Genomic DNA, 22,641 nt, shown 5'->3' with positions numbered 1-22,641 from the left:
ATGATCATGACGTCAGATGGTCACAGCTTGGTCCACGCCTCCGTCAGCGTCGCGCGCAGGATCTGCTCGATCTCGTCGAACGTCTCCTGGTTCGAGATCAGCGGCGGGGCGAGCTGGACGACCGGGTCGCCGCGGTCGTCGGCCCGGCAGTACAGGCCGTTGTCGAAGAGCGCCTTGGAGAGGAAGCCGTACAGGACGCGCTCGGTCTCCTCCTCGTTGAACGACTCCTTGGTGTTCTTGTCCTTCACCAGCTCGATGCCGTAGAAGAAGCCGTTGCCGCGGACGTCGCCGACGATCGGCAGGTCGAGGAGCTTCTCCAGGGTGGCGCGGAAGGCGCCCTCGTTGTCCAGGACGTGCTGGTTGAGGCCCTCCCGCTCGAACAGGTCGAGGTTGGCGAGGCCGACGGCGGCGGAGACCGGGTGGCCGCCGAAGGTGTAGCCGTGCAGGAAGGTGTTGTCGCCCCGGTAGAACGGCTCGGCCAGCCGGTCCGAGACGATGCACGCGCCGATCGGGGAGTAGCCCGAGGTCATGCCCTTGGCGCAGGTGATCATGTCCGGGACGTAGCCGAACTTGTCGCAGGCGAACGTCGTGCCCAGGCGGCCGAAGGCGCAGATGACCTCGTCGGAGACGAGCAGCACGTCGTACTGGTCGCAGATCTCGCGCACCCGCTGGAAGTAGCCGGGCGGGGGCGGGAAGCAGCCGCCCGCGTTCTGCACCGGCTCCAGGAAGACGGCGGCGACCGTGTCCGGGCCCTCGAAGAGGATCTGCTGCTCGATCTGGTCGGCGGCCCAGCGGCCGAACGCCTCCGGGTCGTCGCCGTGGAGCGGGGCGCGGTAGATGTTGGTGTTCGGCACCTTGTGCGCGCCCGGCACGAGCGGCTCGAAGGGGGCCTTCAGGGCGGGCAGGCCGGTGATGGACAGGGCGCCCTGCGGGGTGCCGTGGTAGGCCACGGCCCGCGATATCACCTTGTACTTGGTCGGCTTGCCGGTCAGCTTGAAGTACTGCTTGGCGAGCTTCCAGGCGGTCTCGACCGCCTCGCCGCCGCCGGTGGTGAAGAAGACCTTGTTCAGGTCGCCGGGGGCCTCGTGCGCCAGGCGCTCGGCCAGTTCGACGGCCTTGGGGTGGGCGTAGGACCACACCGGGAAGAAGGCCAGCTCCCGCGCCTGCTTCATGGCGGTCTCCGCCAGCTCCTGACGGCCGTGCCCGGCCTGGACCACGAACAGGCCGGCGAGGCCGTCGAGGTAGCGCTTGCCCTTGTCGTCGTAGATGTGGGTGCCCTCACCACGGACGATGGTGGGGACGGGCGCGTTCTCGTACGACGACATGCGGGTGAAGTGCATCCACAGGTGGTCGTACGCGGCCTTGCTGAGGTCCTTGGGGCTGTCGGTGCTCACGATTATCGGGTTCCCCACATGTAGGTCTGCTTCTTGAGCTTGAGGTAGACGAAGCTCTCGGTGGAGCGCACGCCGGGGACGGCGCGGATGCGTTGGTTGATGACCTCCAGGAGGTGGTCGTCGTCCTCGCAGACGATCTCCACCATCAGGTCGAAGGAGCCCGCGGTCATCACGACGTACTCGCACTCGGACATCGCGGCCAGCGCGTCGGCGACCGACTCCACGTCGCCCTCCACGTTGACGCCGACCATCGCCTGGCGGCGGAAGCCCACGGTGAGCGGGTCCGTGACGGCGACGATCTGCATCACGCCCTGGTCGAGCAGCTTCTGCACGCGCTGGCGCACGGCCGCCTCGGACAGGCCGACGGCCTTGCCGATGGCGGCGTACGGCCGGCGGCCGTCCTCCTGGAGCTGCTCGATGATCGCGAGGGAGACGGCGTCCAGCTGGGGACTGCCGTGCCGGGACTCGCGGGAGCCCCTCTGGTCTGCGCTTCGACTGGCCACGGCTTCACTGTGCACGACGTCTCGTCGGTTCCGCAAGGCCGGACCAATGAAATCCGTTGTTCACATGCTTCCGCAGTGCGGATTTCGCAACGCGCGGGGGAGTGGGGGTGTTGAAAACGTCGGCGCTCCGATTAGTGTGGGTGTCTCAGCCATTGGACATCCACGACTTGGAGGGCCGGCAGTGAGCACCGAGCTGCGTCGTCTGCGCAATTTCATCGACGGTGAGTTCCGGGACGCCGCCGACGGACGGACCACCGAGGTGGTCAACCCCGCCACGGGCGAGGCGTACGCGACCGCGCCGCTGTCCGGGCAGGCGGACGTGGACGCGGCCATGGCCGCCGCCGCGGCGGCCTTCCCGGCGTGGCGGGACACCACCCCGGCCGAGCGGCAGAAGGCCCTCCTCAAGATCGCGGACGCGTTCGAGGAGCGGGCCGAGGAACTGATCGCGGCGGAGGTGGAGAACACGGGCAAGCCCATCGGGCTGACCCGCACCGAGGAGATCCCGCCGATGGTCGACCAGATCCGCTTCTTCGCGGGCGCGGCGCGGATGCTGGAGGGGCGCGGCGCCGGCGAGTACATGGAGGGACTGACCTCCTTCGTGCGCCGGGAGCCGATCGGGGTCTGCGCGCAGGTCGCGCCGTGGAACTACCCGATGATGATGGCCGTCTGGAAGTTCGCCCCGGCGCTGGCCGCGGGCAACACGGTCGTCCTGAAGCCCTCCGACACCACGCCGGCCTCCACCGTGCTGATCGCCGAGATCATCGGCTCGGTGCTGCCCAAGGGCGTCTTCAACGTCATCTGCGGCGACCGCGACACCGGCCGGCTGATGGTCGAGCACCCCACCCCGGCGATGGCCTCCATCACCGGGTCCGTACGGGCCGGCATGTCGGTCGCCGAGTCGGCGTCCCGGGACCTGAAGCGGGTCCACCTGGAACTGGGCGGCAAGGCACCGGTCGTCGTCTTCGAGGACACCGACATCCCCAAGGCCGTCGAGGACATCTCCACGGCGGGCTTCTTCAACGCCGGGCAGGACTGTACGGCGGCGACGCGGGTGCTGGTGCACGAGTCGATCCACGACGAGTTCGTGAGCGCGCTGGCGAAGGCCGCGGCCGAGACCAGGACCGGGCAGCCGGACGACGAGGACGTGCTGTACGGGCCGCTCAACAACCCCAACCAGCTCAAGCAGGTCGCCGGGTTCATCGAGCGGCTGCCCGCGCACGCCCGGGTCGAGGCCGGCGGACACCGGGTCGGTGAGAAGGGGTACTTCTACGCGCCGACCGTCGTCTCCGGGCTGAAGCAGGACGACGAGATCGTGCAGCACGAGGTCTTCGGGCCGGTCATCACCGTGCAGGCGTTCCGCGACGAGGAACAGGCCGTGGAGTGGGCCAACGGCGTGGAGTACGCGCTCGCGTCCTCGGTGTGGACCAAGGACCACGGGCGGGCGATGCGGATGTCCCGGCGGCTGGACTTCGGGTGCGTGTGGATCAACACGCACATCCCGCTGGTGGCGGAGATGCCGCACGGCGGGTTCAAGAAGTCCGGGTACGGCAAGGACCTGTCGGCCTACGGTTTCGACGACTACACGCGGATCAAGCACGTGATGACGTCGCTGGAGGTGTGACGGGCGCCTCCTGACGGCTCGGGCGAACCCGGAGCCGTCACGGGGCGGACGTGCCGGTCGTCACCGGATCCGCACCGCCCTCCGGCCCGCGCGGCCGGAGGGCGGTGCTCAGTTGAAGACCAGGACGTCGGTGCGCATCGCCAGCGGGCTGTCCCAGCCGATGCTGATCTTGAACGTCACCACTCCGTTGCCGGGAGCGATGCTCGACACCTGGAAGGGCGCCGCGCCGACGAACCGGTTCCCGTTGCCGTCGATCTCGGAGGCGGTGACGACGACCGTCGAGTCGGTCCCGATGACGTTCCAGGGGAGCTGGAGATTGTGTGTCCCGTTCCCCGGACTCCAGGTCCACCATGCTCGCCAGATGGCGCCGACGTTGCCGCCGATCGCCGTGGTGACGCCCTGGTCCTGGTCGGCGGCCTGCGAGCTGCTCGCGATCTGCGGCGCCTGGGAGGTGGAAGATTCTGCTGCGGCCATGACGGCTCCTCTCGCGTCGGAGAAGCCCCATGACCTCCCCGAATACGTCGAGTGTCCAGCCGTATTCACACAGTAACAATCACTCGCGCGAGTGAACCTCCGGCGTGTCACCCACACAAGCCGGGCCCCTGTCGGGCGACATGGGATATGCCCTCACGCACCGCGCGTCGCGCTGGGTACCTGCTCGCGCAGGGCACACAGCACGTCGACCCGATTGGTGGTGATCGAGTCGACGCCCAGCCCGATCAGCCGGCGCATGGCACGGCGGGTGTCGGGCGTCCAGACGGAGAGCAGACAGCCGTCACGGTGGACGCGCTCGGCCAGCGCCCGGTCCACCAGCGTCCAGCGGTAGTTGAGCCAGCGCGGCCGGACGGCGTCCAGCAGGGCGGGCCGGGGCGGCGCCAGGCTCGTCCAGGTCAGCGCGATCTCGGCGGCCGGGTCGGCCGCGCGCACGGCGAGCATGGCGGCGGCCCCCGCGCAGTAGTACACGCGGTCGCCCGCGCCGCACTCGCGCACCACGTCCACGATCCGGCGGACCGCCCGTTCCCCGGGCGTGCCGGGCAGATCCACCATCACCCGGTGCCCGTCGGCCGCCGCGAGGGCCTCGGCCAGCGTCGGCACCCGCCCGTCCGTCAGCTCCCGTACCTCACCGGCCGAGAGCGCGGACAGCGGTCGGTCCCGCTGCCACAACCGCGTCAGCGTCTCGTCGTGCAGCAGCACGGGCACACCGTCCCGGGTCAGCCGTACGTCGATCTCCACCGCGTCCGCGCCGCGGCGCAGCGCGGAGCGCAGCGATCCGACCGTGTTCTCGCGCGAGCGGTAGGGATCGCCGCGGTGCGCCACGGCAGTCGGGGTGGACACGTCGGTCATGGCAGCGGATCTCCGGTAGGGCGTGACGGGGTCAGGACGTGCGGAGCCAGGCCGCCGTGTAGGAGTCGATCTCCTCCCCGAGCCGGGCCTTGCCCGCCGCGTCGAGGAAGGAGACGTCCACCGCGTTCTTCGCCAGTTCGGCGAGCCCGCGCTCGTCCAGGTCGAGCAGGCGGGCGGCGACGGCGTACTCGTTGTTCAGGTCGGTGCCGAACATCGGCGGGTCGTCGGAGTTGACCGTCACCAGCACCCCGGCGCGCGTGAACTCCTTGATCGGGTGTTCGTCCAGGGTGCGCACCGCGCGGGTGGCGATGTTCGACGTGGGGCACACCTCCAGCGGGATGCGGTGCTCGGCGAGGTGCGCGAGCAGCTTCGGGTCCTGCGCCGAACTGGTGCCGTGTCCGATCCGCTCGGCGCGCAGGTGGGTCAGCGCGTCCCAGACCGTCTCCGGGCCTGTGGTCTCGCCCGCGTGCGGCACCGAGTGCAGTCCGGCGGCGATGGCCCGGTCGAAGTACGGCTTGAACTGCGGCCGGGGCACACCGATCTCGGGCCCGCCGAGCCCGAAGGAGACCAGGCCCTCCGGCCGGAGCCGGTCGTCGGTGGCCAGCCGGGTGGTCTCCTCGGCGGACTCCAGACCGGCCTCGCCCGGAATGTCGAAGCACCAGCGCAGTACGGTCCCGAACTCGGCCTCGGCCGCCTTGCGGGCGTCCTCGATCGCGTCCATGAAGCCGCGCGCGTCGATACCGCGCCGGACGGAGGAGAAGGGGGTGAGGGTCAGCTCGGCGTACCGGACCTGCTGCCGGGCCAGTTCGCGGGCCACCTCGTACGTCAGCAGCCGGACGTCCTCAGGGGTGCGGATGAGGTCGACCACCGACAGGTAGACCTTGATGAAGTGGGCGAAGTCGGTGAACGTGAAGTACTCGGCCAACGCCTCGGGGTCGGCGGGGACCTGCGAGTCACGGTGCCGGGCGGCGAGTTCGGCGACGATCCGGGGAGAGGCGGAGCCGACGTGGTGGACGTGCAGCTCGGCCTTGGGCAGGCCGGCGATGAAGGCACGCAGATCGCGCGGGACATCGGGGGTGACGAGGTGCTCGGGGCGCGGGCCGTCCCCGGGAGCCCGCGTCTGCTCGGTCCGCTCGGTGTGCCCGGTGCGCTCGGTGTGCTCGGTCAAGGGGTTCCTCCCCGGAACGGGGCGTCCGGCGGCGGGTGGGTGCCCGGCGGGACGCGGGTGATCGGCTGATCGTGACTCGGGATCATCGTAGGCCGGGGGCCCGGCGGGAGGGTACGCGCCGTAGCATGACGGCACGTTCGAACAGAGGGGACCCGCGCATGTCCGACGACGCGCAGACGCCGGAAGCCGACGCGCACGGACCGACGGCGCCGCCCGGTGCGGGGCGAAGAGACACGGCCGACGCGGTGGCCGGGACCGGGCAGGCGCCGGCGGACCGGTCTGACGGTGGCAAGGTCTGGCCGCCGCCGGTCAACGACTCCCCGGACGCGTCCGGCGGCTCCGGCCTGTCCGCCCCCGCGCCGGGCGGCTCGACGCCGTGGCCGGCGCCGTCCGCCCCCGAGTCGGACCACCAGACGGTCACGTCCATACCCACCCTGGGCGACCAGCCCGCCGAGGCGGCCCCGACACCGCCGCCCCAGCCGTGGGCGACCCCGTCCGGCCCGGGCGCGGCGCCCCACGACGCCGCGTTCGCCCCACCGACCCCCGCGGCACCCGCGCCCGCGTCTTCTTCTCCGTCGCAGGGAGCGGCCAACCCCTTCGCGGCGCCGACGTCCACCCCGCCGCACGGCCAGGCCCGTACTCCCGTCGTCCCCCCGCCCCCGATCGCCCCCGACGGACCGGGCCAGGCCCCCTACGGCTACCCCGGCGCCTACGGATATCCGGGCCACGGCCCCGGCCCCGGTTACGGCGGCGGTCCGCAGCCGCAGGGCTACTACGGCTGGCAGGGCATGGGGCCGATGCCGCCGAGGAACGGGATGGGCACGGCCGGTCTCGTCCTCGGGATCATCGCGGCCGTGGGTTTCTGCATGTGGCCGATCGCCATCCTGCTGGGCGTCCTGGGCGTGATCTTCGGCGTGGTCGGGCGGGCGAAGGCGCGCAAGGGCGAGGCGACCAACTCCGGCCAGGCGCTGGCCGGCATCATCTGCGGGGCGTTCGGTATCGCGCTGGGGGCCGGGTTCGCGGTCCTCATCTTCACCAGCGCGTAGGCCTGCCGGCGGGGGCCGGGGGTGAACTGGGCCGGGCTGTTCGGTGTACGGCGTTGTGGTTGACGCGGGGGTGGGTGGCGCGGCCCGGCGCCGGCGGGGTGCCGCCGCGCCCACCCGTGCCGCCCCTGGCGGCACGATTGCCCGCGGTGACGCGGCCTGGGGTGCCTGCGGTTACGCGGGTACGCGAGTCCCCCGGGGCCTATCCGGTATCCGGCGTTGTGGTGGATGCGGGGGTGGGTGCGGCCCGGCGTTGTGGTTGACGCGGGGGTGGGTGGCGCGGCCCGGCGCCGGCGGGGTGCCGCCGCGCCCACCCGTGCCGCCCCTGGCGGCACGATTGCCCGCGGTGACGCGGTGTGCGCTGCTCGCGCCGCCCGCGGTCGGGCGGGGTACGGACCCGCACCCGCGTACGGCGGGAAGGGGACGGGGTGGGGGGTGTCCGCCCGCAGTGGTTGGCGCGTCGACACGCTGCACCCCCGTCAGTGACCGATTCCGCGCCGTTCCGAGGACGGACACCCCCCACCCCGGCCCCGACCACGCACCGCACCGTGGGCGCTACGCGCACCCCCACCGAACCCGCACAGGCGCCGCAGGCATCCCACCCACGACCCGTACCCGCCCTACGTCCTACGCCCTACCGCCCCCGCCCCTCCGCAGCCTCCCCCGCGCCTCCATCAACGCGAACCCCAGCAGATTCGCGCCCCGCCACCGCTCCGGATCCCCCGCCCCCTCCTCCGTAGCGGCGAGGCCGATGCCCCAGACCCGGTCCACGGGACTCGCCTCCACCAGCACCCGGTCCCCCGTGCCCAGCAGAAACTCCCGCAGCGCCGTGTCCGTCGCGAACTTGTGCACGCTGCCCTCGACGACGATCCCGAACCGCTCCCGTTCCCATATCGCCTCGTCGAAGCCCCGCACCAGCCGCCCCGCCTTCTTCGCCTCGGCGGGATGCCCCGCCGCCAGCACCCGGCGTTCCGCCTCCGCGTCCCGGAACAGCCGGGCCTTGCCGGCCATCATCCAGTGCTCGGCGGTCGCGTACTCCACCCCGTCCACCGTGAACGGCGACGGCCACCACTGACTCAGACAGCCCGCCCCGACCCGCCCGCCCGGACCCGGCCGATGCCCCCAGAAGTACAGGTACTTGACGCGAGCCCCCGCCCGCACCGCCCCGACCAGCGCTTCCCGACCACCCGACGCCCCCGTCACCTCTCCCATGCACGCCACTGTCGCACGCACCACTGACACCCCGTCCCCCTTTTCCACGGCCACTCGACACCCAGTCGACAGATTCCGTCGCGTAACCAAATGGCAACAACGGAATCACTTGTTGGAGGCCCACCCCTCTGTCAGGATCGGCACTCACATCGAGTCCGAGCCACACCGGACCCCGCCACGGGGACACCGAGGAGAGCCGACATGCACCACCCGGGCGACGCCACCCAGGACCGCTTCCCCGCCCAGGACCGCTTCGCGGACGGCGCCCAGTACATCGCGGGCCGCCTCACCCACGGCACCTCCGCCCGCACGCACACCGTCGTCGACCCGGCCACCGGCACCCCGGTCCTCACCTACCGCCTGGCCGGCTCGGCCGACGTCGACGCGGCCGTCGCCGCCGCCCGCGCCGCGTTCCCCGCCTGGGCGTCCGCGACCCCGGCCGAACGTTCCGACACCCTGCAGCGGTTCGCCGCCGTCCTCGCCGACCGGGCCGAGGACCTCGCCCGCGCCGAGTCCCTCCAGTGTGGCAAACCGCTCAAGCTCACCCGCGAGTTCGACGTGCCCGGCACCATCGACAACGCCGCCTTCTTCGCCGGTGCCGCCCGCCACCTCCAGGGCCAGTCGGCCGGCGAGTACTCCGGCGACCACACCTCCTACGTACGCCGCGAACCCATCGGCGTCGTCGGCTCCATCGCCCCCTGGAACTACCCGCTCCAGATGGCCGCCTGGAAGATCCTCCCGGCGATCGCCGCAGGCAACACCATGGTCCTCAAACCCGCCGAAACGACCCCCCTCACCTCCCTGATGTTCGCCCAGGCGGCCACCGAAGCGGGCCTCCCCGACGGCGTGCTCAACATCGTCACCGGCACAGGCCCCGAGGCCGGCGAACACCTCGTGGCCCACCCCGACGTCGCCATGACCTCCTTCACCGGCTCCACCGCCGTAGGCCGGCGCGTGGCCCAACTCGCCACCGCCGCGACCGCGACCCCCACCCTCAAACGCCTCCATCTCGAACTCGGCGGCAAGGCGCCCTTCCTCGTCTTCGACGACGCCGACCTGGAGGCGGCGGCGCACGGCGCGGTGGCCGCCGCCCTCATCAACACCGGCCAGGACTGCACCGCCGCCACGCGCGCGTACGTCCAACGCCCCCTCCACGACGCGTTCGTCGAACGCACCGCCGCCCTCATGGAAACCGTCCGCCTGGGAGACCCCTTCGCCCCCGGCACCGACCTCGGCCCCCTGGTCAGCCACGCGCAGCGCGACCGCGTCGCGGGCTTCGTCGACCGGGCGCGCGGCTACGCGCGCGTGGTGACCGGTGGAGAGGCCCCCCAGGACGACGACCTGAAGGACGGCGCCTACTACCGGCCCACCCTCATCGTCGACGCCGCCCAGGACAGCGAGGCCGTCCAGTCCGAGATCTTCGGCCCGGTCCTCGTCGTCCTGCCGTTCGACACCGACGACGAGGCCATCCGGCTCGCCAACGACACCCCGTACGGCCTCGCCGCCTCCGCCTGGACCCGGGACGTGTACCGCGCGGGCCGCGCCACCCGCGAGATCCAGGCCGGGTGCGTCTGGATCAACGACCACATCCCGATCATCAGCGAGATGCCGCACGGCGGGTACAAGGCGTCCGGCTTCGGCAAGGACATGTCCGCGTACTCCTTCGAGGAGTACACCCAGCTCAAACACGTCATGTACGACAACACCGCGGTCGCCGCGAAGGACTGGCACCGCACCGTCTTCGGGGCCCGCTGAGCCCCCCCAAGCCGCCGACCGCAGCCGAAAGGGCACCACGCGCATGGAGCAGTACGAGCCAGACCGTCTCTCCCCGGCCCAACTGGCCGCCATGCGGCGCAGCCTGCGCAACGGCCGGGCCGCCCTGACCCGCCGCTCGCTGCTGCGCGCCTCCGCAGGCGGCGCACTCGTGGCCGGCGGACTCGGGACGCTGACCGCCTGCGGCATCCCCGCCGCCGGCCGGACCGAGGGCGGCACCTCCGCGGCGGACCACTCGGCGAAGGAGAAGGAGGTCGCCTTCTCCAACTGGACCGAGTACATGGACGTCGACGACAGCGGCAAGAAGCACCCCACCCTCGACGCCTTCACCGAGCGCACCGGTATCGCCGTCAAGTACACCGAGGACATCAACGACAACAACGAGTTCTTCGGCAAGATCAAGCCGCAGCTCGCCGCCGGTCAGGACACCGGCCGGGACCTGATCGTCCTCACCGACTGGCTGGCCGCCCGGCTCATCCGCCTCGGCTGGGTGCAGAAGCTCGACCCGGCCAACCTGCCGCACGCCTTCGCCAACCTCTCGCCCCAGTTCCGCACCCCCGACTGGGACCCGGGCCGCGCCTACTCCTACCCCTGGCAGGGCATCTCCACCGTCATCGCCTACAACAAGAAGGCGCTCGACGGCATCGAGGTGAAGACCCTCTCCGACCTCCTCGACAACCCGAAGCTCAAGGGCCGCGTCGGCCTGCTCACCGAGATGCGCGACACCATGGGCATGGCCCTGCTCGACCTGGAGAAGGACCCGGGCCGCTTCACCGACGACGACTACGACGCGGCCGTCGCCCGCCTCCAGAAGGCCGTCGACTCCGGCCAGATCCGCCGCTTCACCGGCAACGACTACACCTCCGACCTCAGCAAGGGCGACTTCGCCGCCTGTCTCGCCTGGGCCGGCGACGTCGTCCAGCTCAAGGCGGACAACCCGGACGTCGACTTCGTCATCCCCGACAGCGGCTACCTCACCTCCAGCGACAACCTGCTGGTCCCCGGCAGGGCCCGGCACAAGACCAACGCCGAGCGGCTCATCGACTACTACTACGAGCCGCAGGCCGCCGCCGAACTCGCCGCCTACATCAACTACGTCTGCCCCGTCGACGGAGTGAAGGACGAACTGGCGAAGATCGACCCGGACGCGGCGGAGAATCCGCTGATCCTTCCTGACCAGGCCATGCAGGCCAAGTCCCGTGCCTTCCGTTCGCTCAGTTCGAAGGAAGAGACGGAGTACGAGGCCAAGTTCGCGAAGCTCACGGGGGCGTGACCCACATGATGAACGAAAAGGGCGGCGACGTCCGCCTCACCGGCATAGGCAAGACCTACGGCTCCTTCACCGCCGTACACCCGCTGGACCTGACCGTCCCCGAGGGCTCGTTCTTCGCCCTGCTCGGCGCCTCCGGCTGCGGCAAGACCACCACCCTGCGCATGATCGCCGGCCTGGAGGAACCTTCCTGCGGCACCGTCCACCTCGGCGACCAGGACGTCACGCACCTGCCGCCGTACAAGCGCCCGGTGAACACCGTCTTCCAGTCCTACGCCCTCTTCCCGCACCTCGACGTCTTCGAGAACGTCGCCTTCGGCCTGCGCCGGCGCGGCATCAAGTCCGTCAAGAAGCAGGTCGGCGAGATGCTCGACCTGGTCCAGCTCGGCGAGCAGGCCCGCAAGAAGCCGCACCAGCTCTCCGGTGGCCAGCAGCAGCGCGTCGCCGTGGCCCGCGCCCTGATCAACCACCCCCGCGTCCTCCTCCTCGACGAGCCCCTCGGCGCCCTCGACCTGAAACTCCGCCGCCAGATGCAGCTGGAGCTGAAACGCATCCAGACCGAGGTCGGCATCACCTTCGTGCACGTCACCCACGACCAGGAGGAGGCCATGACCATGGCCGACCAGGTCGCGGTGATGAACGCCGGCCGCGTCGAGCAACTCGGCACCCCCACCGGCCTGTACGAGAACCCGCGCACCACCTTCGTCGCCAACTTCCTCGGCACCTCCAACTTCATCGAGGCCGAGGTGGACGGCCGCAGCGGCGCGGACCTCGCGGTGAAGGCGGGCGGCGGCACGCTGGCCCTCCCCGCCGACCGGTGCGGCGCGGCCACGGCGGCCGGCGGTAAGGTGCTGGTCGGCGTCCGCCCGGAGAAGGCCGCCCTCGTCCCCGCCGCCGACGCCGGCACGGTCCCCGAGGGCCGCAACCGCATCACCGGCACCATCGCCGACGCGAGCTTCCTCGGCGTCTCCACCCAGTACGTCGTCGACAGCCCCGTCTGCCGCGACTTCGCGGTCTACGTCCAGAACATCGACCGCGACCCGCGCCTCGTCCCCGGCGCCGAGGTCGTCGTGCACTGGAACCCGGCCCACACCTTCGGCCTGGACGCCGCCCAGTCCGCCCAGGACGGTACAGAGGCCGCGGGCGTGGAAGAGGCCGCCTGATGACCGCCACCCTCACCGAGGCGCCCCCGACCGCGCCGCCGGACGGCGACCCCCCACGCCGCCGTGGCCGCCTCACCCCGTACTGGCTCCTGCTCCCCGGCATCCTCTGGCTGCTCGTCTTCTTCGCGCTGCCGATGATCTACCAGGCGTCCACCTCCGTGCAGACCGGCTCCCTGGAGGAGGGCTACGAGGTCACCTGGCACGTCGCCACCTACTGGGACGCGCTGTCCGCGTACTGGCCGCAGTTCCTGCGCTCGGTCGCCTACGCCGCCGCCGCGACCGTGCTGTGCCTGCTGCTCGGCTACCCGCTGGCCTACCTGATCGCGTTCCGCGCGGGCCGCTGGCGGAACCTGATCATGGTCTTGGTGATCGCCCCGTTCTTCACCAGCTTCCTCATCCGCACCCTCGCCTGGAAGACGATCCTCGCGGACGGCGGCCCGGTCGTCGGCGCGCTGAACACCCTGCACGTCCTGGACGTCACGAGCTGGCTCGGCTGGACGGCCGGCGACCGGGTGCTCGCCACCCCGCTCGCGGTGGTCTGCGGACTGACGTACAACTTCCTCCCCTTCATGATCCTGCCGCTCTACACCTCGCTGGAACGCATCGACGGCAGGCTGCACGAGGCGGCGGGCGACCTGTACGCCCGCCCCTTCACCACCTTCCGCAAGGTCACCTTCCCGCTCTCCCTGCCGGGCGTCGTCTCCGGCACGCTGCTCACCTTCATCCCCGCCACCGGCGACTACGTCAACGCCGACCTGCTCGGCTCCACCGACACCCGCATGGTCGGCAACGTCATCCAGACCCAGTTCCTGCGCGTCCTGGACTATCCGACGGCCGCCGCCCTCTCCTTCATCCTCATGGCCGCGATCCTCATCATGGTCACGCTCTACATCCGTAAATCCGGGACGGAGGACCTGGTGTGATGACGCCCTTCGTCAACTGGCTCAAACGCAATCTGGTCGTGCTCGCCGGACTGCTGACGCTCGCCTATCTCCTGCTGCCGAACGTCGTCGTCACGGTCTTCTCCTTCAACGAACCCGTCGGCCGTTTCAATTACGAATGGCAGGAATTCTCGACGGACGCGTGGCGGGACCCGTGCGGCGTCGCCGATCTGTGCGGCTCCCTCACCCTCAGCCTCCAGATCGCGTTCTGGGCCACGCTCGGCGCGACCGCGCTCGGCACCGCGATCGCCTTCGCGCTCGTCCGCTACCGCTTCCGCGCCCGCTCCGCCGTGAACGCGCTCATCTTCCTGCCGATGGCGATGCCCGAGGTGGTGATGGCCGCCTCGCTCCTCACGCTCTTCCTGAACATGGGCGCGCAACTCGGCTTCTGGACGATTCTCATCGCCCACATCATGTTCTGCCTGAGTTTCGTCGTGACCGCCGTGAAAGCCCGCGTCATGTCGATGGACCCGAAACTGGAACAGGCCGCCCAGGACCTCTACGCCGGCCCTTTCCAGACCTTCCTCCGGGTCACGCTCCCCATCGCCGCCCCCGGAATAGCGGCCGGCGCGCTGCTCGCCTTCGCGCTCTCCTTCGACGATTTCATCATCACCAATTTCAACGCGGGCTCGACCGTCACCTTCCCCATGTTCGTCTGGGGCTCGGCGCAGCGCGGAACGCCCGTGCAGATCAATGTCATCGGGACGGCCATGTTCGCCGTCGCCGTCCTGCTCGTCCTCGTCTCGATGGCCGCCGGCCGTCGCCGGACCCGACCGAAAGCATGATTCCGTAGGGAGTTGACATCATGGCCCCGAGCGCCATGACCCGTTGGACCAGGTCTCTTTCCGACGCCCAGCCGGTGCCGTACTGGCTGGACGACCCCGGCCGCCCCCGCCCCGAGTCCGCCCTCACCAGCACCGAGACCTGCGACCTGCTCGTCGTCGGCGGCGGCTACAGCGGGCTGTGGACCGCGCTGCTCGCCAAGGAACGCGACCCCGGCCGGGACGTCGTCCTGCTGGAGGGCCGCGAGGTGGGCTGGGCGGCCTCCGGCCGCAACGGCGGTTTCTGCGCCGCCTCCCTCACCCACGGCCTGGCCAACGGCCTCGCCCGCTGGCCCGACGAGATCCACCGGCTGGAGGAACTCGGCGCCCGCAACCTCGACGCCATCGAGGAGGCCGTCACCCGGCACTCCCTGGACTGCGACTTCGAGCGCACCGGCGAGATCGACCTCGCCACCGAGCCCTACCAGGCCCGGGAACTGCGGGACTGGTACGAACAGATCCGGCGCGCGGGCCTCGCCGAGCACATCGAGTACCTCGACGCCGATGCCGTACGGGCACAGGTCGACTCGCCCACCTTCCGGGCCGGCCTCCACGACCGCCGGGGCGTCGCCCTGCTCAACCCCGCCAAGCTCGCCTGGGGCCTGAAGCGGGCCTGCCTCGCCCTCGGCGTCCGCGTCCACGAGCACACCCCCGCGCTCACCCTCAAGCCGTACGGCGCCGGAATGGCCGTACGCACCCCCTACGGCCTGGTCCGCGCCCGCGCCGTCGCCCTGGGCACCAACGTCTTCCCCAGCCTGCTGCGCCGGGTCCGCTCCTACACCGTCCCGGTCTACGACTACGCCCTGATGACCGAGCCGCTCACCTCCCAGCAGCTCGCCTCGATCGGCTGGCGGGGCCGTCAGGGGCTGGCGGACAGCGGCAACCAGTTCCACTACTTCCGGCTCTCCGCCGACAACCGCGTCCTGTGGGGCGGCTACGACGCGGTCCACCACTACGGCGGCCGGGTCCGCGCCGAGTACGACGACCGGCCCGAGACCCACGCCAAGCTGGCCGGGCACTTCTTCACCTGCTTCCCGCAGCTGGAGGGCGTCCGCTTCACGCACGCCTGGGGCGGGGCCATCGACACCTGCTCCCGCTTCTCGGCGTTCTTCGGCACGGCCCACCAGGGGCGGGTCGCCTACGCCGCCGGGTACACCGGGCTCGGGGTCGGCGCCACGCGGTTCGGCGCCGAGGTGATGCTGGACCTGCTGGCGGGGGAGCGGACCGAGCGGACCGCGCTGGAGATGGTCCGCAGGAAGCCGCTGCCGTTCCCGCCGGAGCCCTTCGCCTGGACCGGCATCGCGCTGACCAAGTGGTCGCTGGCCCGCGCGGACGCGCACGCCGGCCGCCGCAACCTGTGGCTGCGCACGCTGGACCGGCTCGGCCTGGGTTTCGACAGCTGAATCCGCCGTCACCCGGTCCGGCGGCGGCCCACCAGGAGGCGCAGGCAGAACAGCAGCGTGCCGAACAGGCACCAGCTGGCCACCACGTCCAGTGGCCAGTGGTAGCCCCGCCGGACCAGCCCGTAGGAGGCGGCGAGGACGAGGACCGCGCCGGCCAGGCACAGCCACCGGCGGACGGCCGCCGAGCGCAGCAGGGGCAGCAGTACCAGCACCGCCGCGCCGTAGGCGACGACCGCGGTGGCGGTGTGGCCGGAGGGGTAGTAGCCGGTGGCCGGTTCCACGGCAGGGGTGCCGGGGCGGTCGGTCCAGACCTTGAGGGGGACGACCAGCGCCGGCACCAGTGCCATCAGCAGCGCCCCGGCGAGGGGCGGCAGCCACCATTGGTCTGTACCGGTGGACCGCCCGCGCCAGGCCGCGTACGTCAGCGCGGCCACGAGCACGGGCAGTGCGACCTGGGTGTTGCCGAGGTCGGCGAGGAGTTCGGAGAACCGGTCCGGACGGACAAGGGCCCTGCTCAGCCGCTCGTCCACCCGGATCAGCGGACCGTCCGCGACGACCTGCCAGGTGATCAGCGCGAAGAGCAGGGCGGGCAGCCCGATGCCCCCGAGAAGGAGGAGGGGGGAGCGGGAGGGGGAGGTCGGCCGCCCCGGAACAGGGGGGGTGGTTCCGAGGCGGCCGAACGGACCGGAACGTCGCGCGCCCCGGGGGGTTTGGGGCGAGCGACCGTCCGATCGGTGAGGAGATCCGAAGCCAAAGGCTCCGTTTGTGTGCGCGAGGGCACGACCAGGCCGCAGCTGGGGAGGCCCCGGCCTGGGGTCACCCACAGTTCCCTGTGGGCGGGGTGTATCTCTCATCTGCGTAGAACCTACGACAGGGGACGGGCCCGAAGACAGGGGCATCCGCGACCTGCCATCCACCTCGCACACCTTCTTCACACGCTCTGCCGTTCACGGAACCGGCCGAGCGGACGGCTGCTCGGATGCGCGTGAGAGGGGAGGGGGAGGCGGGGGCTCAGATGCGGCCGAGGGCCTGCTCGATGATGTCCAGCCCCTCGTTCAGCAGCTCCTCGCCGATCACGAGCGGGGGCAGGAAGCGCAGGACGTTGCCGTAGGTGCCACAGGTCAGGACCAGCAGCCCCTCGGCGTGGCAGGCCTTGGCGAGCGCGGCGGTCGCCTCCGGGGCCGGCTCCTTGGTGGCGCGGTCCTTGACCAGCTCGATGGCGATCATGGCGCCGCGGCCCCGGACGTCGCCGATGACGTCGAACTTCCCGGCCATGGCGGTGAGGCGGGACTTCATGATCGCCTCGATGGTCTTGGCCTTGGCGTTGAGGTCCAGCTCCTTCATCGTCTCGATGGCGCCGAGCGCGCCCGCGCAGGCCACCGGGTTGCCGCCGTAGGTGCCGCCGAGGCCGCCGGAGTGCGCGGCGTCCATGATCTCGGCGCGGCCGGTGACGGCGGCCAGCGGCAGCCCGCCCGCGATGCCCTTGGCGGTGGTGATCAGGTCGGGGACGATCCCCTCGTCCTCGCAGGCGAACCACTGCCCGGTGCGGCAGAAGCCGGACTGGATCTCGTCGGCGACGAAGACGATGCCGTGGTCGGCGGCGAACTGGCGGATCGCCGGCAGGAACCCCTTGGCGGGCTCGATGAAGCCGCCCTCGCCGAGCACCGGCTCGATGATGACCGCGGCCACGTTCTCCGCGCCGACCTGCTTGGTGATCTGGTCGATGGCCTGCGCGGCGGCCTCCGGCCCGGCGTTCTCGGCACCCGTCGGCCAGCGGTAGCCGTACGCCACCGGGACCCGGTACACCTCGGGCGCGAACGGCCCGAAGCCGTGCTTGTACGGCATGTTCTTCGCGGTCAGCGCCATGGTGAGGTTGGTACGGCCGTGGTACCCGTGGTCGAAGACGACCACCGCCTGCCGCTTGGTGTACGCGCGGGCGATCTTGACGGCGTTCTCGACGGCCTCGGCGCCGCTGTTGAACAGCGCGGACTTCTTGGCGTGGTCGCCCGGGGTCAGCTCGGCCAGCGCCTCGGCGACGGCGACGTACCCCTCGTACGGCGTGACCATGAAACAGGTGTGGGTGAAGTCGGCGAGCTGCGCGGCGGCCCGGCGGACGACGGCCTCGGCGGAGGCGCCGACCGAGGTCACGGCGATGCCGGAGCCGAAGTCGATCAGCCGGTTGCCGTCGACGTCCTCGACGATGCCGCCGCCCGCCCGCGCGGTGAACACCGGCAGCACGGAACCCACGCCCTGCGCGACCGCGGCCGTGCGGCGGGCCTGCAGTTCCTGCGACTTCGGACCCGGGATGGCGGTGACGAGGCGGCGCTCCTGCGGAAGTGCGGTCATGCGGGGCTCCTGGTGGTTCTACGGACACTTACGTTCTTTTCCCGCAGGCTAGGCGCGGCGGACAGGGGTGGGCATGCTCCATGTGGGCGGTGTCGGCCGGCCGGATTGTCCGCGGTGGACAGGGACGTCCCCGGGCCCGGCGACTCCCACCCGGCCGCGTAAGCGGTGAACGCCCGTGCAAGGGCGTTAGATTGACTGGCGATGGTGGACGGAACGGCTGCTCAGGGGGCAGGGGCGATGGACAGCGACGGGAAGCGGGACGTGCGGGGGGCGCGGGTGAATCCCGTGCCGCCTCCGATGCCGCCGACGCGGCCCGCGGTGCCGCCCCGGCCGGCCCGGGCGCCGGGTATGCCACCGGCACCGGGTATGCCACCGGGCACGGGCCAGGCACCACCGGGCACGGGCCAGGCACCACCGGGCACGGCCCAGGCGCCGGGCAGGCCCCCGGCACCGGGCACACCACCCGTGCCCCAGCAACTGCCCCGGTCCGCCTCCACCGTCGCCGCCTGGCTCGACGCGGACCGGCCGGAGGCCCGGCCCGGGATCTGGCGGCAGGGCTACCGCCCGCTCAAGGAGGCCACGGAGAAGCTCGCCCCGGTGACGGTCGTCGGCATGCTCGTTCCGCTGGTGCTGGCGATCGGGGTGTGGTCGTTCTGGCGGCGCGGTGTCGTGCCGTACCAGTTCGTCCTGCTGCGGATGTTCACGCCGAACGACTGGTGGTGGGGCGGCACCAAGGCCACGCCCAAGCCGGTCGAGGGCGAGGCGGTGACGCTGCCGGGGGCGCACGCCGCGCTCGTCTACGACGGCCTCTTCTTCGTCGTCCTCGTCCTCGCGGTGGCCGCGCTGGGCAGCTGGCCCGCCATCGCCCGCCACTACACGGGCCACCGGCCCCAGCCGGTCCGCGCCCTGATCGCCGCCGGCCTCGCCCTGATCGCCCTCAGCCTCGTCTTCCCCGAGGCGTTCCCGGGCGCCGGATGGGACCCGGTGCCGGTCGTGGGACCGCTGCTGTCCCTGACCGTGCTGGTCACCGGCAGCTACGAGCTGATGGCCTCCGTCCTCTACACGGACACGCTGTACGCGGTCGTCACCGCGCTCGTGGTGTGGCCGTTCGCCCGCCTCGGCGGCTGGTGGCCGTACGCCCGGAACCTGCTCGCCGCCCGCCGGGCCACCGGCGCCCCCAGCGCCGCTCCCACGGCCGAGCGGCCCCGGTCCCAGTGGCCCGCCCTGCGCGACATCGGCCAGCACGAGGCCGCCGAGCTGCTCACCGCCGAGGTCGCCGGGGGCCGGATGAACGACGTCGACTGCACCCGTGTCGAGCACGCCTTCCACCTCGCCCGGCGCGGCGCCGGCCTCGACGCCTTCCGCGACACCGTGCTGCGCCAGGGCGGCGCCGCCTGGACCCACCCGTCCGGCGCCCGCGACCTGCCCCGCCGGGCCGCCCGCCACGACCTGCTCGCCGGTCAGGTCCGCATCGGCCGCTGGGCGCCGGCCGAACGCACCCCGCGCCCCTACCACGAGGCAGGCGCCGCCCTCGGCCCCGAGGTGCTCGGCACCTCCCTGCTGGCCATCGGCCCCTCCGGCTCCGGCAAGACCCGCACCCTGGTCGAACCGGTGACCGAGGCCCTCGCCCTCCAGGCGCTCACCGGACGCTGCGCCGTCGTCGCGGTCTCCGCCGCGGGCAGCCCGCTCGGCGCGGACGACGCCTTCGACGTGATCGTGCGGATCGGTGACCCGTCCTCCGTCCACGACCTCGACCCCTACGCCGAGTCCGACGACCCGGACGAGGCGGCCTCCCTCCTCGCCGAGGCCCTGGCCGGCGACCTCGAACCGGCGGGCTCCCAGGGCGCAGCCACCGTACTGGCCCAGCTCCTCGGCCCCTTCCGGGCGGTGCACGGCCGCTTCCCCGCCCTGCCGGAACTGCGGGAACTGCTGGAAGGCGGCGACGGCGCGCTGACCCCGCTGCGCGAGGCGCTCGTCGCCGCCGGGAACGACGTCATGGTCCGCGAACTCGACGCGCGGCTGCGGCAGACCGGCACGCCGGGTGACGCCGGCCGGGTCCTGGCCGACCGGCTGGGGCTGCTGAACCGGCCGGTGTTCGCGGACTTCTTCGGCGGGGGCGGCCCGGGCCGGCCCTTCTCCCTGCGCGCCGTCGCCCACCACCCGCTGCGGGTACGGATCGACCTGCCCGAACGCGGCCACGAGGAGGCCGGCCGGCTGATCACCCGGCTGGTCCTCGCCCAGTTCCTCGCCGTCGTCCGGGAGAGCGGGCGCGCCCACTTCGCCGGCCTGGTACTGGACGACGCGACGGGCACCGTCACCGCCGAGTCGGTGCGCCGCATCCAGCGGCTGCGCGGACAGAACGCGGGCGTGCTGCTCGCGCTGCGCACCATCGCCGACGTCCCCGAGGCCCTGCACGGCCCGCTCTACGGCGCGGTCGGCTGCCGGATGGCCTTCTGCGGCGTCACCACCTGGGACGGCAGCCGGTTCGCGCAGGCCTGGGGCACCGAGTGGGTGGAGACCACCGAGGTCGCCCAGCACACCGTCTTCGCCGACCAGCCGATGACCCGGGCCTTCCACGCCCTGCGCAAGCTGGTGACGGGCAAGGCGGTCACGACGGACGCGGTCACCGTGAAGCAGGTCGAACGCGAACGCTGGTCCGCCTCCGAGCTGGCGCACGCCGTGCCGCCCGGGCATGCCGTGCTGTCGTTGACGACCGTCAAGGGGGAGCACGCGCCGCCCCTGCTGGTGGATCTGCGGGGCTGACCGTCCCGGCCGCCGCGCCGGGATCGTACAGTGAGGCAGAATCGACACAGGCCGTTCATACGCCGCGGCCAAGACTTCACTGGTCGCACACCACCGACGCGGAGCGGACCCATGCCCCCGACCCTCGCCTCGCTGGTCCACCACTCCGCGCTGAAGCTGACCGTGCGGGCGGGCCGGGACCGCCTGGACGTGCCCGTGCGCTGGGCCCACGCCAGCGAGCTGGCCGACCCCGTGCCCTACATGGAGGGCGGGGAACTGCTGCTGATCACCGCGCTGAAGCTGGACGCCGAGGACCCGGAGGCGATGCGGCGTTATGTGAAGCGGCTGGCCGGCGCGGGGGTGGTCGGGCTCGGGTTCGCCGTCGGGGTGCATTACGAGGATGTTCCGGCCGCCCTCGTCGACGCCGCCGAGCAGGAGGGGCTGCCCCTGCTGGAGGTGCCGCGCCGCACCCCGTTCCTCGCCATCAGCAAGGCCGTCTCCGCCGCGATCGCCGCCGACCAGTACCGGGCGGTGACCGACGGCTTCGCCGCCCAGCGGGAGCTGACCAGGCGGGCCCTCGCCGACGGCCCGGAAGGGCTGCTGGCCGCGCTGGCCGCCCAGGTCGACGGCTGGGCGGCGCTGTACGACGCCTCCGGCGAGGTGGTGGCCGCGGCACCCGAGTGGGCCGGCCGCCGCGCCGCCCGGCTCACCGCGGACGTACGGCGGCTGCGGGAGCGGCCCGCCCCCGCCTCCGCGGTCGTCGGCGGCACGGAACCGGGCGGCGACACCGACCGGGTCGAGCTGCACTCCATCGGCACCTCCCGCCGCCCCCGCGCCGCCCTCGCCGTCGGCACCGCCGCCCCCCTCGGCACCGCCGAGCGCTACGCCCTGCACTCGGCCGTCGCGCTGCTGACCCTGACCACGGAACGCTCCCGCTCCCTGCACGCCGCCGAGCAGCGCATCGGCACGGCCGTCCTCGGCATGCTGCTGGCCGGCGAACCCGACCATGCCCGGACCGTCGCAGGCGACCTCTACGGCGCACTGCTCGACGCGCCCTTCCGGCTGGTCGTCGCCGAACCGGTGCCGGCCGGCGGCGAGCCGCCCGGCGCCCTCGCCGAGGTCGTCGAGGCCGCCGCGGCCCGGGCCGGCGAAGCGGTGCTGGTGGTGCCGCAGGGCGAGCGGCTGGTGGTGCTGGCCGCCGACGGGGGAGCGGCGGTCGCCGCCTGCACGGAGTACGCGGCGGCGCTGGAGGCGGGGCGGACGGTGCCGGACGCCCCGGCCGGCGGCGACGAGGAGGCGTGGGTCGCCGGACTGTCGGCGCCGTCCGGGCCGATCGGCGCCTCGGCCGCGTACAAGCAGGCCGAACAGGCGCTGTCGGTGGCGCGGCGGCGCGGCCGGATCTGCGTCGAGCACGAGCGGCTCGCGGCCGGCTCGGTGCTGCCGCTGCTCGCGGACGACGCCGTGCGCGCCTTCGCCGACGGGCTGCTGCGCGCCCTGCGCGACCACGACGCCACCGGCCGCGGCGACCTGGTCGCCTCGCTGCGGGCCTGGCTGTCGCGGCACGGCCAGTGGGACGCGGCCGCCGCCGACCTCGGCGTCCACCGGCACACCCTGCGCTACCGGATGCGCCGCGTCGAGGAGATCCTCGGCCGCTCCCTCGACGACCCGGACGTACGGATGGAACTGTGGCTGGCGCTGAAGGCGACGGCGGCCCACTGACGCCGGGGCGCGGCGTTCCGGTACGCCGGAGCGTGGCCGCTCCGGGACGCCGGGTGTGGCCATTCCGGCGCATCGACCCACCCCACTCACTACAGACAGGACAAACGCCCCCCTGCCGCCCCGCCCCTACCGTGGACCCAGCACCCCACGTACACACCCCCGACGGGAAGGGCCGGAA

At 72.3% G+C, this 22,641-nt stretch carries 18 protein-coding genes; 10 read left to right on the top strand and 8 right to left on the bottom strand.

The features are described 5' to 3' along the window. Window positions 1-20: 20 nt before the first annotated feature. Both J7I94_RS01055 and J7I94_RS01050 read right to left on the bottom strand, forming a co-directional pair. Window positions 21-1,394: an aspartate aminotransferase family protein gene (locus J7I94_RS01055; protein WP_215164512.1), complete on the bottom strand. Its 1,374-nt coding sequence runs from the start codon at window positions 1,392-1,394 to the stop codon at window positions 21-23. 2 nt (window positions 1,395-1,396) lie between these two features. Further along, window positions 1,397-1,912, bottom strand: coding sequence for an Lrp/AsnC family transcriptional regulator (locus J7I94_RS01050; RefSeq protein WP_215164511.1), 516 nt, complete (start codon window positions 1,910-1,912; stop codon window positions 1,397-1,399). Between the two features lie 166 nt (window positions 1,913-2,078). Between J7I94_RS01050 and J7I94_RS01045 the strand changes: the two genes are divergently transcribed. After that, on the top strand, window positions 2,079-3,518 hold the full coding sequence (locus tag J7I94_RS01045) for a gamma-aminobutyraldehyde dehydrogenase (protein ID WP_215164510.1): 1,440 nt from the start codon (window positions 2,079-2,081) through the stop codon (window positions 3,516-3,518). 108 nt (window positions 3,519-3,626) lie between these two features. Here the strand turns inward: J7I94_RS01045 and J7I94_RS01040 are convergent, their stop codons facing one another. From J7I94_RS01040 to J7I94_RS01030, 3 genes are all read right to left on the bottom strand, one after another. Then, on the bottom strand, window positions 3,627-3,992 hold the full coding sequence (locus J7I94_RS01040) for a hypothetical protein (protein WP_215164509.1): 366 nt from the start codon (window positions 3,990-3,992) through the stop codon (window positions 3,627-3,629). Window positions 3,993-4,145: 153 nt separating this feature from the next. Next, window positions 4,146-4,862: a glycerophosphodiester phosphodiesterase gene (locus J7I94_RS01035; protein WP_215164508.1), complete on the bottom strand. Its 717-nt coding sequence runs from the start codon at window positions 4,860-4,862 to the stop codon at window positions 4,146-4,148. A 31-nt stretch (window positions 4,863-4,893) separates the two neighbouring features. Further along, the gene (locus J7I94_RS01030; RefSeq protein WP_251074480.1) at window positions 4,894-5,919 is read right to left on the bottom strand and encodes an adenosine deaminase; all 1,026 of its coding nucleotides are present in this window, start codon (window positions 5,917-5,919) and stop codon (window positions 4,894-4,896) included. A 269-nt stretch (window positions 5,920-6,188) separates the two neighbouring features. Between J7I94_RS01030 and J7I94_RS38070 the strand changes: the two genes are divergently transcribed. Further along, window positions 6,189-7,076, top strand: a complete 888-nt coding sequence (locus J7I94_RS38070; protein ID WP_251074469.1) for a DUF4190 domain-containing protein — start codon at window positions 6,189-6,191, stop codon at window positions 7,074-7,076. A 624-nt stretch (window positions 7,077-7,700) separates the two neighbouring features. Here the strand turns inward: J7I94_RS38070 and J7I94_RS01020 are convergent. Next, complete coding sequence (locus J7I94_RS01020; protein WP_215164506.1) at window positions 7,701-8,285, bottom strand: NADAR family protein; 585 nt, start codon at window positions 8,283-8,285, stop codon at window positions 7,701-7,703. 201 nt (window positions 8,286-8,486) lie between these two features. Between J7I94_RS01020 and J7I94_RS01015 the strand changes: the two genes are divergently transcribed. From J7I94_RS01015 to J7I94_RS00990, 6 genes are read left to right on the top strand one after another with little or no spacing between them, the layout of a single operon-like run. Further along, window positions 8,487-10,040, top strand: a complete 1,554-nt coding sequence (locus J7I94_RS01015) for a gamma-aminobutyraldehyde dehydrogenase (RefSeq protein WP_215164505.1) — start codon at window positions 8,487-8,489, stop codon at window positions 10,038-10,040. Between the two features lie 43 nt (window positions 10,041-10,083). After that, on the top strand, window positions 10,084-11,331 hold the full coding sequence (locus tag J7I94_RS01010; RefSeq protein ID WP_215164504.1) for a spermidine/putrescine ABC transporter substrate-binding protein: 1,248 nt from the start codon (window positions 10,084-10,086) through the stop codon (window positions 11,329-11,331). A 5-nt stretch (window positions 11,332-11,336) separates the two neighbouring features. Next, window positions 11,337-12,491, top strand: a complete 1,155-nt coding sequence (locus tag J7I94_RS01005; RefSeq protein WP_215164503.1) for an ABC transporter ATP-binding protein — start codon at window positions 11,337-11,339, stop codon at window positions 12,489-12,491. Next, window positions 12,491-13,414: an ABC transporter permease gene (locus tag J7I94_RS01000; protein WP_215164502.1), complete on the top strand. Its 924-nt coding sequence runs from the start codon at window positions 12,491-12,493 to the stop codon at window positions 13,412-13,414. Before J7I94_RS01005 ends, J7I94_RS01000 begins: the two co-directional genes overlap by 1 nt. Further along, entirely contained in the window at window positions 13,414-14,217 is an 804-nt protein-coding gene (locus J7I94_RS00995) for an ABC transporter permease (protein ID WP_215164501.1), read from the top strand. Before J7I94_RS01000 ends, J7I94_RS00995 begins: the two co-directional genes overlap by 1 nt. A 20-nt stretch (window positions 14,218-14,237) precedes the next feature. Next, a complete protein-coding gene (locus J7I94_RS00990; protein ID WP_215164500.1) occupies window positions 14,238-15,656 on the top strand; it encodes an FAD-binding oxidoreductase in 1,419 nt (472 codons plus the stop codon). Between the two features lie 8 nt (window positions 15,657-15,664). Here the strand turns inward: J7I94_RS00990 and J7I94_RS39475 are convergent, their stop codons facing one another. Together J7I94_RS39475 and gabT are read right to left on the bottom strand one after the other, a co-directional pair. Continuing rightward, on the bottom strand, window positions 15,665-16,186 hold the full coding sequence (locus J7I94_RS39475) for a phosphatase PAP2 family protein (protein ID WP_374198341.1): 522 nt from the start codon (window positions 16,184-16,186) through the stop codon (window positions 15,665-15,667). A gap of 481 nt (window positions 16,187-16,667) precedes the next feature. Then, window positions 16,668-18,002: a 4-aminobutyrate--2-oxoglutarate transaminase gene (gene gabT, locus J7I94_RS00980; RefSeq protein ID WP_215164498.1), complete on the bottom strand. Its 1,335-nt coding sequence runs from the start codon at window positions 18,000-18,002 to the stop codon at window positions 16,668-16,670. Window positions 18,003-18,239: 237 nt separating this feature from the next. On the opposite strand from gabT, the gene J7I94_RS00975 reads away from it, so the two are divergent. Together J7I94_RS00975 and J7I94_RS00970 are read left to right on the top strand one after the other, a co-directional pair. Then, window positions 18,240-20,765, top strand: a complete 2,526-nt coding sequence (locus J7I94_RS00975; RefSeq protein ID WP_215164497.1) for an ATP/GTP-binding protein — start codon at window positions 18,240-18,242, stop codon at window positions 20,763-20,765. Between the two features lie 111 nt (window positions 20,766-20,876). Then, the gene (locus tag J7I94_RS00970; RefSeq protein WP_215164496.1) at window positions 20,877-22,463 is read left to right on the top strand and encodes a PucR family transcriptional regulator; all 1,587 of its coding nucleotides are present in this window, start codon (window positions 20,877-20,879) and stop codon (window positions 22,461-22,463) included. Window positions 22,464-22,641 lie beyond the last annotated feature (178 nt).

This window comes from Streptomyces sp. ISL-12 (assembly GCF_018614415.1).
GTDB lineage: Bacteria > Actinomycetota > Actinomycetes > Streptomycetales > Streptomycetaceae > Streptomyces.
The sequence above is the reverse complement of the archived record's forward strand: the minus strand, read 5'-3'. Positions and strand labels throughout refer to the sequence as shown.